16 protein-coding genes are annotated in these 17,336 nt (G+C 39.7%); all 16 read left to right on the forward strand.

The genetic code is table 11. The annotated features are described in order from the left end of the window. Positions 1–25 precede the first annotated feature (25 nt). Complete coding sequence (locus FLK20_RS13385) at positions 26–1,123, forward strand: Gfo/Idh/MocA family protein (protein WP_152657100.1); 1,098 nt, start codon at positions 26–28, stop codon at positions 1,121–1,123. 325 nt (positions 1,124–1,448) lie between these two features. Then, positions 1,449–2,459, forward strand: coding sequence for a TRAP transporter substrate-binding protein (locus tag FLK20_RS13395; protein WP_152657101.1), 1,011 nt, complete (start codon positions 1,449–1,451; stop codon positions 2,457–2,459). A gap of 25 nt (positions 2,460–2,484) precedes the next feature. Then, positions 2,485–3,018, forward strand: coding sequence for a TRAP transporter small permease (locus tag FLK20_RS13400; protein WP_152657102.1), 534 nt, complete (start codon positions 2,485–2,487; stop codon positions 3,016–3,018). Positions 3,019–3,037: 19 nt separating this feature from the next. After that, positions 3,038–4,336: a TRAP transporter large permease gene (locus FLK20_RS13405; RefSeq protein ID WP_227995058.1), complete on the forward strand. Its 1,299-nt coding sequence runs from the start codon at positions 3,038–3,040 to the stop codon at positions 4,334–4,336. Positions 4,337–4,465: 129 nt separating this feature from the next. Continuing rightward, positions 4,466–5,878: a glucuronate isomerase gene (gene uxaC / locus FLK20_RS13410; RefSeq protein WP_152657104.1), complete on the forward strand. Its 1,413-nt coding sequence runs from the start codon at positions 4,466–4,468 to the stop codon at positions 5,876–5,878. 499 nt (positions 5,879–6,377) lie between these two features. Further along, positions 6,378–8,450, forward strand: a complete 2,073-nt coding sequence (locus tag FLK20_RS13415) for a BglG family transcription antiterminator (RefSeq protein WP_152657105.1) — start codon at positions 6,378–6,380, stop codon at positions 8,448–8,450. A gap of 33 nt (positions 8,451–8,483) precedes the next feature. After that, entirely contained in the window at positions 8,484–9,506 is a 1,023-nt protein-coding gene (locus FLK20_RS13420; RefSeq protein ID WP_152657106.1) for a zinc-binding dehydrogenase, read from the forward strand. A 51-nt stretch (positions 9,507–9,557) separates the two neighbouring features. Further along, positions 9,558–10,052 carry a PTS sugar transporter subunit IIA gene (locus FLK20_RS13425; RefSeq protein WP_152657107.1) on the forward strand — a complete coding sequence of 165 codons (495 nt, stop codon included), beginning with the start codon at positions 9,558–9,560 and terminating at the stop codon, positions 10,050–10,052. Positions 10,053–10,067: 15 nt separating this feature from the next. Beyond that, positions 10,068–10,355, forward strand: coding sequence for a PTS sugar transporter subunit IIB (locus tag FLK20_RS13430; RefSeq protein WP_152657108.1), 288 nt, complete (start codon positions 10,068–10,070; stop codon positions 10,353–10,355). Positions 10,356–10,401: 46 nt separating this feature from the next. Beyond that, positions 10,402–11,760: a PTS galactitol transporter subunit IIC gene (locus FLK20_RS13435; protein WP_152657109.1), complete on the forward strand. Its 1,359-nt coding sequence runs from the start codon at positions 10,402–10,404 to the stop codon at positions 11,758–11,760. Positions 11,761–11,784: 24 nt separating this feature from the next. Continuing rightward, entirely contained in the window at positions 11,785–12,015 is a 231-nt protein-coding gene (locus FLK20_RS13440) for a hypothetical protein (protein ID WP_152657110.1), read from the forward strand. A 17-nt stretch (positions 12,016–12,032) separates the two neighbouring features. After that, complete coding sequence (locus FLK20_RS13445) at positions 12,033–13,037, forward strand: dihydroxyacetone kinase subunit DhaK (RefSeq protein WP_152657111.1); 1,005 nt, start codon at positions 12,033–12,035, stop codon at positions 13,035–13,037. Next, entirely contained in the window at positions 13,034–13,669 is a 636-nt protein-coding gene (gene dhaL / locus FLK20_RS13450) for a dihydroxyacetone kinase subunit DhaL (RefSeq protein WP_227995042.1), read from the forward strand. The genes FLK20_RS13445 and dhaL overlap by 4 nt, the downstream gene beginning before the upstream one ends. A 16-nt stretch (positions 13,670–13,685) precedes the next feature. Then, positions 13,686–14,504 carry a rhamnulose-1-phosphate aldolase gene (gene rhaD, locus FLK20_RS13455; protein ID WP_152657112.1) on the forward strand — a complete coding sequence of 273 codons (819 nt, stop codon included), beginning with the start codon at positions 13,686–13,688 and terminating at the stop codon, positions 14,502–14,504. A 209-nt stretch (positions 14,505–14,713) separates the two neighbouring features. Further along, positions 14,714–15,898 (forward strand): M20 family metallopeptidase, encoded by a 1,185-nt coding sequence (locus FLK20_RS13460; protein WP_152657113.1) that lies wholly within the window; start codon positions 14,714–14,716, stop codon positions 15,896–15,898. Positions 15,899–16,300: 402 nt separating this feature from the next. Beyond that, a complete protein-coding gene (locus FLK20_RS13465) occupies positions 16,301–17,317 on the forward strand; it encodes an oxidoreductase (protein WP_152657114.1) in 1,017 nt (338 codons plus the stop codon). The last annotated feature ends 19 nt before the right edge of the window (positions 17,318–17,336 follow it).

Below are 17,336 nucleotides of genomic sequence, written 5' to 3' on the forward strand. Positions count from 1 at the left end.
TTAATGTTAAATGGAGGAGTTAGAAATGAATAAAAATGATGGAATGAATTATGCTCCAAAGGGGAAGCCCAACCGTGTAGTAGAAGAGGGAGAATTTTCCTTTGCAGCAATTGGTTTAGATCATGGACATATTTATGCAATGTGTAATGGATTATTAGAAGCGGGTGGAGAGTTAGCAGCTGTTTATGATTCTGACCCGGAAAAGGTAAAAGCATTTGTTGAGAAATTTCCTGATACCAAAATAGCTGATTCAGAAGAAGAAATATTATCGGATCCTTCTATAAAACTTGTTGCGGGTGCAAGTATTCCATCTATGCGCTGCGATTTAGGATTAAGAGTTTTAGATCATGGAAAGCACTATTTTGTAGATAAACCTGCATTTACAACAAAAGAACAGCTGGAAAAGGCTAAAAAGAAGACGGAAGAGACTGGTTTGCGATGGGGAATTTATTACAGTGAACGCCTTCATGTAGAAGGTGCTGTCTTTGCGGGGCAGTTAATAGAAGAAGGAGCTATTGGCAGGGTAGTACAGGTGATTGGAACAGGTCCACACCGTGCAAGTCCATCAGCCAGACCTGACTGGTTTTTTGACCGGGATTATGTTGGAGGAATTTTATGTGATATTGGCAGTCATCAAATTGAACAGTTTCTCCATTATACCGGAGCAAAAGATGCAAAAGTGCTTCATAGTAAAGTAGCAAATTATAATTTTAAAGATCATCCTAAATTTGAAGATTTTGGTGATGCCACGCTTGTTGCTGATAACGGTGCCACCTTTTACTTTCGGGTAGACTGGCTGACTCCTGGTGGGCTGGGAACCTGGGGAGATGGACGTGTCACTATTTTGGGAACAGATGGTTATATTGAAGTACGTAAATATATTGATATTGCCCAAAGTGGTAGTGGAGATCATGTCTATTTAGTAAATCATGAAGGTGAAAAGCATTACGAGTGTCAGGGAGAAATTGGATACCCATTTTTTGGGGAATTTATTCTGGACTGTTTAAACGGAACAGAAAATGCTATGACACAGGAGCATGCTTTTAAAGCTGCTGAATTATGTATTGATGCACAGAATATGGCAATACAAGTGGAGACCGCAGATAGCGTTACTTCGAAATAAGTACAAATATTTCAATAGCGGTGGTGAGAAGAGTTGTTATCAATAAATGAAAATCTAAACGGAAAAGTTGCCGTAATTACAGGCGGAAGCGGTGCGATGGCGAGAGAACTTGACAGAGCGATCTGAAAAGATTTATTAGGAACATTAACCTGATTAATCGATAACAGTATGTCTGGCTCTGTAACGGGTATTATTGTTCCGGTAGAGTAGGATTTTTTGCTTATTCTGGAGTTTAATAGTGTTGATTAATTATAAATAAAATGTAAGGGTTTACGATATTGGGGCTACATAATACTCCAATAATGACAGCTAAGGAGGAACGTCATTGAGAAAAATTATCTTTAGTATAATGATTGGTAGTCTACTAGTATTATTAGCTGCATGTGGGGAAACGGAGGTATCTTCAGGAGCAACGAATACAAAAGGTGACAGCGAGATACTAAAATTAGCTCACGATTTAGGTGAAGATCATCCGGTTCATTTGGCGTTAATAAAATTTGCTGAAACAGTTGAAGAAAGCTCAGAAGGCCAAATTAAGATTGAAATTTTTTCTAACGGAGTACTGGGAAATGAACGTGAAATGCTGGAGCAAATACAAGGCGGGGGAATAGATATTACAAAAGTAAGTGCAGCTTCACTTGAAAGTTTTGCTTCACAATATTCCGTGTTCAGCTTGCCGTATGTGTTTGATGATGAAGAACACTTCTTTCAATCAATGGAATCGGAAGCAGTAGGTGATTTATTTGCCTCAACGGAAGATCAGGGATTTTTAGGATTAACCTGGTATGATTCAGGTTCACGTAACTTTTACACAGAAGATAAACCTATTATGCATCCAGATGATTTGGACGGACTAAAGATTCGGGTAATGGATAGTCGAACACAAATTGAAATGATGAAAGCATTAGGCGGTACACCTACACCGATGCCGTACGGAGATATTTATACTGCCATACAATCGGGAGTGATAGATGGGGCTGAAAGTAATCCTACTGCACTAACAACTGGAAAGCACGGTGAGGTAGCAAAAGCATTCTCTGTTGATGAACATACTCGTATTCCAGATGTTGTGGTTATTAGCAGCAGCGTGTGGAACAATTTGACGGAAGAACAGCAGCAAATATTAACAGATGCTGCTGAGGAATCGACGGAATACCAAAAAGAGATCTGGGCTGAAGCTATAGACGTGGCGAAGGAGGAAGCTGAAAACATGGGGGTTGAATTTTACTACCCAGAAACAGAACCTTTCCGCGAAGCTGCAAGTCCATTATACGAGGAATATCGTAAAGACGAAAGAATTGCGGAACTGCTGGACGCTTTTAATGAAATACGCTAAAAATTTATAAGAAGTGGGGATTCAAATGCTTTCAACAGTCAAAAGTATAAAGACTTTATTAAATCGTTTGATTATGACCATTGCCTCTATCCTAACCGTTATCTTAGTTTGTTGTGCATTATGGCAGGTATTTAGCAGGTATGTGTTAGGTTCTCCCAGCATTATTACAGAAGAGGCATCACGTTTTCTTCTAATATGGGCAGCAATGCTGGGAGCCGCCTATGCATTCGGTTCAAAAGAACAATTAGCAATTGTTTTTTTGAAATCTAAATTAAGTGGTTTAAAGAAAAAATCAGTTGAGATTTTTATTGACGTTATTATTATCATTTTTGCAGGATCCGTTTTGATTAAGGGAGGCATCCATCTTGCCTCTAATACAATAAGTCAAACGTCCCCTATTCTCGGTATTCCAATGGGCTATGTTTATGCGATTCTTCCTATAACAGGAGTGTTAATAATAATCTATCAATTAATAAACATATTGGAAAAGCGGGGACAGGATAAATTTTCTGAACAGCAGATAGATACTTCTGTCCCTCCACAAACCGGGAAAGATTAGGGGGTATATGTAAATGGATATAGCAGTATTATCAGTTTTATTACTATTTGGAACATTTTTTCTGCTTCTTATATTAGGTGTTCCGATATCAGTAAGTATCGGTCTGTCATCTATTGTGTCTGTTATAGTAGCTATGCCGTTAGACGTTGTACTCTATACTGGCGCGCAACGTTTATTCTCTGGCATGAACAGTTTTGCGCTATTAGCTGTTGTCTTTTTTATTATGTCAGGCAGCATTATGAATAATGGAGGGATAGCATTACGGTTAATTAACTTAGCTAAGTTAATTGCAGGAAGATTACCTGGCTCTTTGGCACATACAAACGTAGTTGGAAATATGCTTTTCGGGTCTATATCCGGATCTGCAGTAGCTTCAGCTGCGGCAATAGGGAGTGTTATGTCTCCCTTGCAGGAGAAAGAAGGTTACAATAAAGCGTTTTCCGCAGCTGTAAATATTGCTTCTTCACCGGTAGGAATCCTCATCCCTCCCAGTGGAGTCTTAATTCTATATTCATTAGTCAGCGGAGGGACGTCGGTTTCCGCATTATTTATGGCCGGGTACTTGCCAGGTATTTTAATGGGTTTATCTGTAATGCTGGTTGCCTTCATTATTGCTAAAAGGAATAATTATACTATTTCTGAAAAAGTAAGCTTGAAAGAGGCAAGCAAAGTTGTTTTGCAAGCAATTCCCAGTTTACTATTAATTGTTATTGTTATTGGAGGGATTGTAGCTGGAGTATTCACTGCAACAGAAGGCGCCGCAATTGCAATTCTATATTCATTAGTTCTTTCATTGATCTACCGTTCTTTAACCTGGGCTCACATACCCAAAATATTTAAGGAAACTATTGTAATGACTGGAATTGTTTTGTTTTTAGTTGCTACATCTTCTATCATGTCTTGGGCAATGGCGGTAACAGGTATGCCGGCAGCTATTAGTAACGGTCTGTTAAGTATTTCAGAAAATCCTAATATTATGCTGTTAATTATGATGTTGATTCTATTGGTAGTTGGCACCTTTATGGATCTCACACCTGCAGTACTTATTTTTACACCAATTTTCCTGCCGATTGCTGTAGAAATGGGGATTGATCCTGTCCATTTCGGAATTATGCTTGTGTTTAACCTGGCAATAGGATCTATGACCCCGCCGGTAGGCAGTGTTTTATTTGTGGGTTGTAGTGTAGGTAAGGTTTCTATTGAAGAGGTTATAAAACCGCTGAGCTTTTTCTTTGTGGCACTCATTGCTGCATTATTTTTAGTTGTTTATATTCCTTCAATTAGTCTGGTTATACCTAAATTTTTGAACCTGTTATAGAAAATAAAATGATAAATATTGGAATATAAGTGTGGTTAAGGTATTGAAGTTAATTAATGGGGAAATTTAGCAGGTTTCTTTTCTAAAAATCTTAATATGAAGACATTTTAATTATATAGAGAGGAAGATATAATGAGCTTTCTTACAGAGAGTTTTCTTTTAAGTAATAAGCATGCTCAAGAATTATATTTTAATTATGCAAAAGAGATGCCGATTTTCGATTATCATTGTCATCTGAGCCCAAAGGAGATATGGGAAAATAAAACTTTTGCGAATATTACTCAAGCATGGCTTGGAGGTGATCATTATAAATGGAGAGCAATGAGATTAAACGGGGTGAAGGAAGATTATATTACAGGAAATGCACCAGATGAAGAAAAATTCCTTGCCTGGGCTGAGACAGTCCCCCAAACAATCGGAAATCCTTTGTATCATTGGACACATATGGAGTTAAAGAATTATTTTAACATCCATGATCATCTAAACGAGACAAATGGAAAACAAATCTGGGAAGAGTGTAATCAGCAATTGCGACAGGAAGATTTTACGCCAAGAGCGCTTATTGAACGTTCCAATGTTAAAGCGGTTGGTACTACCGACGATCCGACAGATAGTTTAATCTATCATAAAAAGTTAAAGGAAGATGAATCATTCCAGATAAAAGTGATTCCGACTTTCCGGCCTGATGGAGCCATAAAAATTGAAGATAATTCGTTTGCTGATTGGGTAGGTAACCTAGCAGCTGTAACAAACGGAACGATTTCTACGTTTGAAGCTTTTCTGGAATCTTTAAAGGAAAGAGTACAATATTTTCATGATCATGGTTGTCGTGCTTCTGACCATGATATGACAGAAGTGCCTTATGAGGAAGCGGATAGTGCTGAGGTCGAAAATATCTTTCACAAAGGTTTAAATAATATGGAACTGTCAAAGCTGGAAATATTGAAATATAAAACATATTTGATGACATGGTTAGGGAAAGAATATGCTAGATTAGGATGGGTTATGCAACTGCATATTGGTGTTATGAGAAATAATAATAGCCGAATGCTTCAAAAAATTGGTCCTAATACAGGGTTTGACTCCATAGGGGATCAGAAAATGGCTTATGCGACATCTAAATTATTGGATGCGTTGGATAAAAAAGAATCTCTGCCTAAGACCATTTTGTATAGTGTAAATCCAAATGATAATTATATTTTAGCTTCCATGATCGGTAATTTTACAGAGAGCGGTGTTAAAGGAAAGATTCAATTTGGTTCAGCATGGTGGTTTAACGATCATATTGACGGTATGAAAAAACAACTTACAGATTTGGCGAGTGTAGGTCTGTTAAGTAATTTTATCGGCATGTTGACCGACTCCAGGAGCTTTCTATCTTACCCCAGACATGATTATTTCAGAAGGATTTTGTGTAATATTATCGGAACATGGATAAATGAGGGACAGCTTCCTGATGACATGGATCGGTGGGGGCAAATCGTGCAGGATATTTGTTACAATAATGTAGTTGAGTATTTTGGACTTAAGGACACTGTTTGATTTTGGAAAGTACGTTTTGAAAAGATTTCTAACAGTACTTAATAAACCCATAAGTACGATTTTATAAAGGAATTACAGGGAAGGCAATAGAGGCTCCCTGTAATTCCTTTTTATATAGCCATTACATTAATCCTGTTATGCCGTCTTCCTAATCCCAAGTCGAAAAAAAGAGATCTGTGCGCAACAAAAGGACAAGGAAAAAATTTCTATTGAAAAAAGAGATGAAATTTGATGTGATAGTTATTACCTTTATATAGTCAACCTCGTCATTTGCTTCCTGATGAAAGATTACAGTGCATCCCTCTTTCCTGACTTGAATCCCTTTCCCATTTGATTATATAAATAACTCGTAGAAAGGCAGTAAATGATATAGATGCTTCTATGAATCATCTTAAGCACAGTTTTTTTCATATTCGTTCAAAAAAGCTGGGATGAAAGCGCATTCTTTTGTGCTTATCTTCGTGATAGGATAGAAACATAGAAAGGAGTGAAAGAACATATGCACCTAGACGATCGCAGTAAGGCGTTAATTCAAGAAGTATTTGTTAACTCTGGCCTGAAAGTCCAGGATCTATCTAGGAAATATGGGTTAAGCCGGGGACAAATCGATTATAGCTTTAAAAAAATAAACGATTGGCTGAAGGACAATGGATTTCCTTTGATTAAAAAGGATTCCAGAGGAATTTTTGTGGGAGATGCAAAGCATCAAGTGTTGTTTATGGAGAAGGGAAATACGTTAAATTCAGATTATATTTTCTCTTCTGAAGAACGGGCACTTCTCATTTGTTTTATGCTACTGACAAAAACAGAGGAATTTTCACTTATCCATCTGACATCAGAGCTGAAGGTGAGCAAGAATACAGTGCTTGCAGATTTAAAGAAGGCGCAGGAATTAGTAAGCAGTCATTCCCTTCATATCAATTACTCCAGAATGGAAGGATACGATATCAAAGGGGAAGAGTGGAATATACGCCGCCTATTACTGGAAGTCATTGACAGAATTCAACGAATATTTAATGGATCCCAGTGGTTAGAGTTATACGGTCATTTCACAAAAGAAGAAATGAATCGCATGAAAGATATGATTGAATGCTGTGAGGATGAAATGAATATTCGATTTACGGATGAAAAGCATCAAGTGCTCCCTTATGTATTTGCTGGTGTTGTGAGAAGAATTCAGCAGGGGAGGACGCTGCTTGAAGGCGACATCGATTTCTCTGGAGAGCATGTTTATCACATCATAGCCGACTTGCCTGGAATGGAAAAACAGATCTCAAAAGCAGACTTGTCCTTTTTAGCATTGCAAATCCTTACAGCAAATCTTACGTTTTCCACGGAACCAGATCTATCCACAGATACTGCAATGCGGAGAGGCTTACAGCAGATGGTTCAGAAATTTGAACAAATATCGTGTACGGTTCTGCTGGATAAAGAGGAGCTGTTAAAGAAATTATGGCTGCATTTAAAGCCTGCATATTACAGAATTAAGTTTGGATTAACACAAAATAATCATATGGATGAGCAATCCTTTGATCAAATATTTCAGGAAGAATATAAAGAATTGCATTATTTAGTAAAAAAATCGATTCCGGTATTAGAGAAGGTAATTGGCTGTTCGATACCGGAGTCGGAAAGCATGTATTTCACTATTTTAATAGGAGGCTGGATGGAACGCCAAGGAGATTCTCTCCGCCATCGTATCAAAGCTATCGTCGTCTGTCCGAATGGTGTATCAGTCTCTAAATTAATGAAAAGTACGTTAAATCATTTATTTCCAGAGTTTGTATTTATGGAAGCGCTGTCGATAAGGGAATTTCATGAATTTGATATAGATTATGATATTGTATTTTCCCCAACGTATCTTCATACAGATAAAAAGCTATTTATTGTGCAGCCGTTTATACCGAATGAAATGAAGAAACAGCTGCGAAATCAGGTTATGCAAATGGTCTATGGCTTTACCCCGAAAATCATAGATATCGAAGAAGTCATTCATATTGTTGAAAGCTATACGAGTATTCAAAATGGACCTAAGTTAAAGCAAGCGTTAAATACGTATTTAAGAGGAGGGCAATTAAAGGAAGCAGCGATATACGAAGAGGAACAGCCTAAACTCATTGATTTACTGACTCCGGATCATATCGTTATGCAGTCAGAAGTGAATTCTTGGAGAGAAGCGATGGAAGCTGCTGCAGCGCCATTACTAGCCAAAGGGATCATTGAACAGCGGTACGTTGATAAAATGATTTTGCTGCATGATGTGGAGCGGCCTTACATCGTTTATGGAACAGACATTGCTATACCGCATGCAATGCCTGAAGATGGTGTAAATGAACTGGGAATAAGTATGCTGAAGCTGAATCACGGTGTGCAGGTATCATCGAATCAATCTATCAGACTGGTAATTATCATTGCGCCTGTCGATAAAAAGAAGCATTTACGCGCCTTATTAGAAATCTCAAAGCTTTCAGAGCTGAAGGAAGAAATTGAAGAAATGCTGAAAGCAACAAGTGTTGAGGATATTTACAGCTGTCTGGAGGGCTACTCCTATCAAGAAAAACTGCAACTATAATGATTGCCTTTCCATTACAAGGAGGACGAGAAAATGAAAAGAATTGTTTATCATGGAATTCAAGATTTGCGGTTGGAGGAAACAGAAATACCTGTGCCAAGCTATGGAGAAGTAGTTATTAAGAATCTGGTTACATTAACCTGTGGAACTGATGCAAAGATGTATATGAGAGGATATCGTTACACACCGCCTCATCTTATTGGCCATGAGGCAGCAGGGATAGTACATGCTGTGGGAGAAGGGGTAACTAAATTTAAGATAGGTGACCGGGTAGTTGCTCATAACACTGCACCATGTCATAAATGTTATTACTGTAAGAAGGGACAGCATTCCATGTGTGAGGATCTGCCTTCTAACTTGGGAAGTTATGCCGAGTATCAGCTTATTCCAAAGAATATTGTGGAAGAAACGATGTTCCAGCTGCCGGATGATATGGAATATAAGCAAGCCGCCTTAATGGAACCGCTTGCTTGTGCTGTGTATGGTACATCTCAGGTTCCGATTGAGTTGGGAGATACTGTTGTTGTCAATGGCTGCGGACCAATTGGGCTTATGTTTATCCGCTTGTGTTACTTGCGCGGGGCACGTGTTATTGCCTGTGATATGAAGGACAATCGCCTGGAAAAAGCAAGAAAGCTTGGAGCATGGGAAACCGTTAAAGTAGGTGAAGGGGTGGATCAGGTTCAGGAAGTTCGTCAATTGACAGAGGATGAGCGGGGAGTAGATATTGCCATTGAAGCGGCAGGAGTTCCAGCTGTATGGAATATGGCTTTTGATATGGTTCGTCCCGGTGGAACGGTGCTGTGCTTTGGCGGAACGAAAACGGGTACGGAGGTAACCTTTGATTGCACAAAGCTTCATTACGAGCAAATTACTGTAAAGGGTGTATTTCACACGACACCAATTCATGTTAAAGCTGCTTTTGAGCTATTAAAAATGAAAGCGATTGAAGCGAGTGATTTCGTTGAGAAGGAGTATACCATTGAGCAGACGGAGCAGGCGATACTGGAGCATGCCAGGGGTGAGGTTATTAAAAATTGTATCGTTTATAACTGAACAAAGGCATGGATATTAAACATGAAGACATGATGTGGGAGATGGTGGAAAGTGAATTTATTAGATTTATTCGATGAACAGCTCGTTCATTTTGATTGCGAGGCAGCATCCAGTGAAGAGCTGTTGGAAAAAATGGCGAATCGGCTTGAAAAAAAGAATTTAGTAAAGGATAGCTACAAACGGGCTATTATTGAGCGTGAACATAAATTTCCGACAGGATTACCTACAAAAGTGATAAAAATAGCACTGCCTCACACAGATGTAGAACATGTCCATCAATCGTGTATCAGCATAGCTAAGCTGAAAGAACCGGTGCAATTTCGGGAAATGGGGAATAACAACAGCGAGGTTGCAGTGAATTTAGTCTTTATGCTTGCACTGAATGGAAGTCAGGATCATCTGAAAGTGATTCAAAAGTTAATCAGCCTATTTTCACAGGAAGAGGTTATGCAGGATTTACAGAAAGCAAGTAATAAAAACGAGTTATTAGATACGGTTCTCAAGGCTATTCAGGCAATGGGAGACAATATGATAACTAAAAATTAGAGGAGGAAGAATAAAATGAAAAAAATTATTGTGGCTTGTGGCGGAGGAATTGCTACTTCACAAACGGTAGCAGTAAAATTAGAGAATTTATTGAAGGAAAAAGGTCTGGGACATAAAGCCAGCATTGAAGCGATTAATATTAATTCGATTCCGACATACATTAAAAGCTCGGATATCTATGTTTCCATTACACAAGAGCCGGAAGGAAAGTATGATATTCCTGTATTCAGCGGTATTCCGTTTCTGACAGGGATAGGTGTGGAAGAAGAGCTGGAGAAAATTATCGATATCGTAAATACCTGAGAACGATAAAAATAGATGGAATGCTTGAATATAAAGGGGGATAAGTATGGGCTATGTTGAGGTTTTTTTCCAAGGTTTAATTGATATGGGAGCACCAGTATTTCTGACGATTATCCTGACTGCTCTCGGCCTTATTTTTCGAATGAAATTCAGCCGCGCTTTTTCAGCAGGTTTAACATTGGGCGTAGCACTGGTCGGGATCAATATTGTTGTAGATTTTATGATTACCAATGTCGGTGAAGCTTCCCGGTCATTTGTAGAAATAACCGGTATACAGCTCGGAGCGCTGGATATGGGCTGGCCGCCGGCATTAGGGCTTGCATGGACATGGGAATTCGCATTTTTAATGTTCCCTATTCAAATCCTGGTTAATATTCTGATGCTATCTTTCCGCTGGACATCCTGTGTCAACGTGGATATGTGGAATGTAGGAAATAAAGTATGTACGGCATTTCTTGTTGCTTATGTATCCGGACATGCCTGGTTAGGTCTATTATTTGCGACACTTCAATCTATACTTGAATTAAAGAATGCTGACTATACGCGCTACCGCCTGCAAAAGCTTACGGGAATTCCCGGGGTATCGATGCCGCATCCGATGTTCTTGTCTGGTATTTGGTTTTATCCATTTGTCAAAATCATGGATAAGATTCTTCCCAGCACCGTGAATTTTGATGCCCAAAAACTGCGCGATAAGATTGGAATATTTGGAGAAACGCATGTAATGGGATTTTTAATTGGCTGCTTAATTGGAATATTTGGCGGCTACGATATCAGATCCGTGCTGACACTTGGCGTTCAAGCTGGAGCAGCCTTAATGCTGTTTCCATTAGTTGCAAAGCTGTTTACTACAGCACTTACTCCGATCAGCGAATCAGCGACGGCTTATATGAAGAAGCGTTTTAGCAACCGTGCTTTTACGATTGGTTTAGACTGGCCGATTATGGCAGGGCGCTCGGAGCACTGGTTAATTATGATTTTAACCATTCCTATTATTTTAGTTTACTCTTTAATTTTGCCTGGGAATCTTGTGCTTCCATTTGGAGGCTTAATGAACATATGTATGGTCGTTCCGCTCTTTTATCTGACAATGGGTAATCTGCCAAAAATGGCGATTGGTACAATTATAGGGATTCCCATGCAATTGTACGTTGCTTCCTATTTTGCACCGCACTTCACGGCACTGGCTAATGCTACCGGCGGAGTAGAGGTACCTCAGGGGCAGATGCTGGCATGGTTTGGAATGGATATATCGGAACTGCGATATATTGTTGCTGAATTTTCGTTGTTTACACCAATTGGGATTGCTTTGTTTATCGTGACTGTAGGTCTTTCAATCTATTATTTTAAAGGAATCAAGAAGGAAGATTTGCAAATCAAGAAGGAAATGGGTATTGAAGATTGATAATGTGATAATGGAGGAATGAATATGTGGCTAAAAAAAGCGATTTTTTTCTTTTTTTTAGGATTGAGCATCATCTTTTTAATTGTCAGCATTTTAAGCTGGAATATGTTATTAGGAGCCTGCTCGTTTGTCATTGCATTAGGATTAACACGTTATCTGGATGAGGCAGGTTTACCTTCTCGTTACAGTATGAAGGAAGTACGGAAAGAGCTGAAAGAAAAGCGTGCGCTGCCAAGAGCCGAGCATGAAGTTTGAATGAACGGAGGGGTACCATGAAGAAATTAATTAATAATGTAGAGGATGTTGTTGCAGAAAGCTTAGAAGGATTTCTAATGGCAAACCGCAGAACGCATCAACAGGTAGCTGGTGTGAACGGGTTAGTCGTAAATGATATAAACAAGAAAAAAGTAAGTGTTATTACGGGAGGCGGCAGTGGTCATGAGCCGGTGTTCATCGGCTTAACAGGGGAAGGAATGGCAGACGGTGCAGCCCTGGGAAGTGTATTTGCTTCTCCAGATCCGCACACGATATTAGAAGTTATTAAGGGAGCCAATACAGATGAAGGAGTTCTATGCCTTGTTATCAACTATGCAGGAGATACGATGAACTTTGGTGTCGCCTCGGAATTGGCGGAGCTGGAAGGAATAAATGTAGCAACAGCCCTTGTAACCGATGATGTGGCATCTGCCCCCAAAGGACAGGAAGAGGAGCGGAGAGGAATTGCCGGCTTACTTCTGGTTACAAAGGTGACAGGAGCGGCTGCGCAGGAAGGGTACACGCTTACTGAAACGAAGCAAGTGGCGGAGAAAGCAAACGAAAATATCCGTTCCCTGAGTGTTGCGCTTACCCCTTGTTCTCTTCCGGGAAGCAAAGCGAATTTTACCATTGAAGAGGATGCTTATGAGTTTGGAATGGGTATCCATGGTGAACCCGGGATTCAAAAGAAGAAGCTGCAAGCAGCTGATAAGATCGTTGAGGAGATGGTCACGGTCATTGCGGATGATCTGGAACTGCAAGAGGCAGATGAGGTTGTGGTTCTCGTAAATGGTACCGGCGCAACCAGTCTATTAGAATTGAATATTGTTCATCGCCAGGTTGGGAAGCTGATGGAAAATAAAGGAGTCGTTATTTATGATTCCATCATCGGCTCGCACTGTACATCCCTGGAAATGGCAGGGGTATCGATTTCGATGTTAAGACTTGATGCGGAGTTAAAGCGTTTGTACAATGCACCGGCATATACACCTTATTTTTATAAAAGAGGTGAGCAGACTTGAAACAATTAAATATACAAGAGACACAGAATATGCTGCTCTTTATGGCGGAAAGATTGATGGCAAGTAAAGAACTCCTGTGTGAAATTGATGGCAAAGTGGGCGATGGAGATCATGGCTTTGGCATTGAAAGAGGATTTAAGGCCGTGAAAGCAATGCTTGAGGAGAATACTTATGCCACGATTAATGAATTATTTAAAGCTTCCGGGATGACGATGCTGCATTCGATGGGTGGTGCTTCCGGAGTTATTTTTTCACAATTGTTTTTAGGAGCTGCTGCTATTCCTGAGGAAGAAAAGCTTACCTCAGAAATACTGGCACAAGTCATGCGCAAGGGACTGGAAAAGATTAAGGCAACAGGGAAAGCGCAGCTTGGAGATAAAACCATGATTGATGCATTGGAGCCGGCGGTTCTTGAATTAGAGCAGGAAAGCAGCGGCTCTCTGGAGGAAGCGACAGGAAAAGCAATGCTAGCTGCGGAGAATGGTGTGGAAAAAACAAAGGAGTATCCTGCTAAATTTGGCAGAGCAAAGTTTGTTTACGAGCGTTCCATAGGGGTACAGGATGCTGGAGCGACGACCGTATTTCTGATGTTTGAAGCGATGCATACGTATATTTCACAACAAAATGAATAGATGGAGGTAATATTTGATGGCAACCGATTTTTTAAATACTCCTTTTATGACAAGTATTATCGATACATGCAGCCAGATTTATCAAGCCGGCTGGGCTGAAAACCATGCTGGAAATCTGAGCTATCTACTGACAGAGGAAGAAATAGAAGCATATATCGGCACAGATAAGAAAGTGATCTCATCAAGGAAGCTGGAGGTGCCTTGTCCGAATTTAAGCAACAAGTATTTTTTAGTAACAGCAGCCGGAAGCCCGTTTAAAAATATCATAAAGGAGCCGGATAAGCACCTCGGTATTATTCAAATTAATGAGGATGGCAGTGGATTTGATATCATTTGGGGTTTCCGCGGGAATAAGCGTCCTACCAGTGAACTGCCGACACATCTGCTTTGCCACAGTGAGCGGCTGGAAGCAGATGATCAGCATCGCATTGTGCTGCATTGTCACCCTGACTACACCATTGCGATGACATTTATGCATGAACTGGATCAAAACGCTTTTACAAAAACAATGTGGTCGCTAAATTCGGAATGTGTTCTTGTATTTCCGGAAGGGCTGGGGCTACTCCCTTGGATGGTCTGTGGCAATGGAGAAATTGGTATGGAGACAGCTGGGAAAATGAAAGAATTCAGAATTGTTATCTGGCCGCATCATGGCATTCTCGCCGCAGGGCAATCCGTGGATCAAGCATTGGGATTAATTGAAACCATTGAAAAAGCGGCACGTGTGTATGTTGTGACAGACGGGAAAAGGAAGCAATGTATGACAGAGGATCAGATAATTGCACTGGCAGATGCATTTCATTTAAATGTGAGAAAAGGAATTGTGATGGAGTAGAAACATGATTAGAACTTGGAAGCCGTATGAAATCAAGGGGTTATATATTGATTTTATACGGTTTTTGGTTGGGGAAACTTAGCACATCGTTTATCCAAAAGTACACGAAAGCCGGTGTAAATGCTTACGTACTATCCAGGAGACTTAAAATCATTAATTTGTTAGAATAGTATCTATGTTATAAATTTAAATTTTCGGAGGCAGGAAGCATGAGTAAAAAGGAAGTTTTATATGAAAAATTAGATAATACTTATGAAGAAATGGTAGCTATTAGAAGGCATCTGCATCAGTATCCGGAATTGTCCTTTCAAGAGGTAAAGACACCGGAATATATTGCGGCATACCATGAAAAGTTAGGGCATCGGGTACGAAAGAATGTAGGCGGAAATGGAGTGGTAGCCTATTTAGAGGGAGCAAATCCAGGACCGACGATAGCGTTACGGGCTGATTTTGATGCTCTGCCAATACAGGAGGAAACAGATCTTCCTTTTCAGTCTGAAAATCCAGGGGTAATGCATGCGTGTGGACATGATGGGCATACAGCAACACTGCTGGGTCTGGCAAAAGTCTTAAATGGAATAAAAGAAGGTTTGGCAGGAACAGTTGTATTCATTCATCAGCATGCGGAAGAAGTGATCCCGGGTGGTGCAAAACCAATGATTGAGGATGGCTGTTTGGACGGAGTGGACGTGATATTTGGTACGCACTTACAAGCTGAAGTGCCCGTTGGCGAAATTCGTTACCGGGTAGGTCCTCTTCAGGCAGCAGCAGATTTCTTTGATATTCATATTCAGGGAAAAGGCGGACATGGGGCATCGCCTCATCAGACAAAGGATAGCATTTTAATAGGAAGCCAGCTGGTCACGAATTTGCAGCAAATAGTCAGCAGAAAGGTAGATCCTTTAGATCTGGCCGTTGTTTCTGTAGGGTCCTTTGAAGCAAAGAATGCGAATAATGTGATTGCTGATACAGCACTGTTAAAAGGGACAGTCCGTACGTTTGATGAAGAGGTAAGAGATTTGATTGAAAATGAGATGCAGACGATCGTTTCTTCTACTTGTGCATTATCTGATGCAGAGGGTGTTTTAAATTACCAGAGAGGCTATCCGGCTCTGGTCAATCACGCAGAGGAAACAGCGTTTGTGGCTGAACTGGCGAAGGATGTGCCTGGAGTTGAAGAGGTAGCAGAATCAAGGAAAATCATGGGCGGAGAAGATTTTTCTTATTATCTCCAGCATGTGAAGGGTACATTTTTCTTTACAGGTGCAGAGGTTACCGGCAAACCATCGTACCCGCATCACCATCCTAAATTTGATATTGATGAAAAAGGACTGCTTCTTGCAGCTAAGGTGCTGGGTACAGCGGTGTTAGATTATATGGCTGAGAATAAATAGATAAATAAATGATAGAGGCACTTAGATTGATTGAAAACCTTTCTGAGTGTTTTTGTCATTGTGAAGAGTTTACTTTAGCTATAGCCTTATTTGTAAAGAGTACGGGCTAAAATATAATCAAAAAATTGAATTCAACGTATCCATCGCTGTTCTCGTTATTCCTGTCTCTGTGTATTTTTAGTTATTATTACTATAGTAGAACTATTGTGTTGATTATAGGAAATTTTTGATGGCAGGTGGAAGGAAAAGAGGTTATATGACTCTAATACTTTTTTTAAGTATTAGTTTATTGTTAAATGAGAAAATATGTTCGCAATTATTAAGGAAGCCTTTGACCTGATATAAATAATACGTAATAATAGAAGAAACTGCATATAAATCTATTTTAGGAGGCTGCTATCTATGCTTACAATTGGTTATATTGGAAACGGAAAAAGCACGAACAGATATCATCTGCCATTCGTCCTGCAAAGAGAAAATATAAAGGTAAAAACAATTTATCGGAGAAATCCTGACCGCGATAGCTGGGATAAGATTAAAGGAGTGCATTATACTTCTGATTTAGATGAATTATTACAGGATGAGGACATTCAACTGATCGTGCTTTGCACAAAACATGACAGCCATTATGAATACGCAAAACGCGTTTTGGAACATAATAAGCACTGTCTAGTTGAAAAGCCTTTTATGGAAACTTCAGAACAGGCAAAAGAAATATTTGCGCTGGCAAGGGAGAAAGGGCTAATTGTACAAACGTATCAAAACAGACGTTTCGATAGTGATTTTTTAACCGTTCAAAAAGTGATCGAGGAAGGGAAACTCGGCGACTTGCTGGAAGTGGAGATGCACTATGACTATTACCGTCCCGAAGTACCGGAGTCTGCCGATTCTTTTGATCCGAATGAATCCTTTTTATATGGGCACGGCTGTCATACACTGGATCAGGTAATCAGCTATTTTGGCAAGCCGGATGATATCCATTATGATGTCAAACAATTGCTGGGGCAGGGACGAATGAATGACTATTTCGATTTAGATTTGTATTATGACGGGTTAAAAGTATCTGTGAAATCCAGTTATTTTAGAGTGAAAGAAAGACCGAGCTTTGTCGTTCATGGCAAAAAGGGGTGTTTTATCAAAGAAACAAAAGATCGTCAGGAAGAACACCTGAAGTTATTTTATATGCCTGACAATAAGGATTTTGGTATCGATACAATCAATCATTATGGTGTACTGACATATGTGGATGAAGAAGGTACGGTGCATGAGGAAAAAGTGAAATCTGTAGATGGTGATTACGGTAGAGTATATGATGATGTATACGAAGCTGTTATAAATGGGAAGGATAAAACCATTACGGATGAGCAGACGCTGTTGCAAATGGAAATGTTGGAAACGGGAATTGAGAATTTGAAGTAAGAAGAAAAATAGAATGGTG

The organism is Oceanobacillus sp. CFH 90083 (assembly GCF_009389585.1).
GTDB lineage: Bacteria > Bacillota > Bacilli > Bacillales > Amphibacillaceae > Oceanobacillus.

What these genes read in the sequence shown, in the direction of transcription:
- FLK20_RS13420 (WP_152657106.1), top strand. Translation starts at nt 8,484, where the DNA reads ATGAAAAGAATTGTTTATCATGGAATTCAAGATTTGCGGTTGGAGGAA.
- FLK20_RS13460 (WP_152657113.1), top strand. Translation starts at nt 14,714, where the DNA reads ATGAGTAAAAAGGAAGTTTTATATGAAAAATTAGATAATACTTATGAA.
- FLK20_RS13435 (WP_152657109.1), top strand. Translation starts at nt 10,402, where the DNA reads ATGGGCTATGTTGAGGTTTTTTTCCAAGGTTTAATTGATATGGGAGCA.
- rhaD (WP_152657112.1), top strand. Translation starts at nt 13,686, where the DNA reads ATGGCAACCGATTTTTTAAATACTCCTTTTATGACAAGTATTATCGAT.
- FLK20_RS13465 (WP_152657114.1), top strand. Translation starts at nt 16,301, where the DNA reads ATGCTTACAATTGGTTATATTGGAAACGGAAAAAGCACGAACAGATAT.
- FLK20_RS13415 (WP_152657105.1), top strand. Translation starts at nt 6,378, where the DNA reads ATGCACCTAGACGATCGCAGTAAGGCGTTAATTCAAGAAGTATTTGTT.
- FLK20_RS13430 (WP_152657108.1), top strand. Translation starts at nt 10,068, where the DNA reads ATGAAAAAAATTATTGTGGCTTGTGGCGGAGGAATTGCTACTTCACAA.
- FLK20_RS13445 (WP_152657111.1), top strand. Translation starts at nt 12,033, where the DNA reads ATGAAGAAATTAATTAATAATGTAGAGGATGTTGTTGCAGAAAGCTTA.
- FLK20_RS13400 (WP_152657102.1), top strand. Translation starts at nt 2,485, where the DNA reads ATGCTTTCAACAGTCAAAAGTATAAAGACTTTATTAAATCGTTTGATT.
- FLK20_RS13440 (WP_152657110.1), top strand. Translation starts at nt 11,785, where the DNA reads ATGTGGCTAAAAAAAGCGATTTTTTTCTTTTTTTTAGGATTGAGCATC.
- FLK20_RS13385 (WP_152657100.1), top strand. Translation starts at nt 26, where the DNA reads ATGAATAAAAATGATGGAATGAATTATGCTCCAAAGGGGAAGCCCAAC.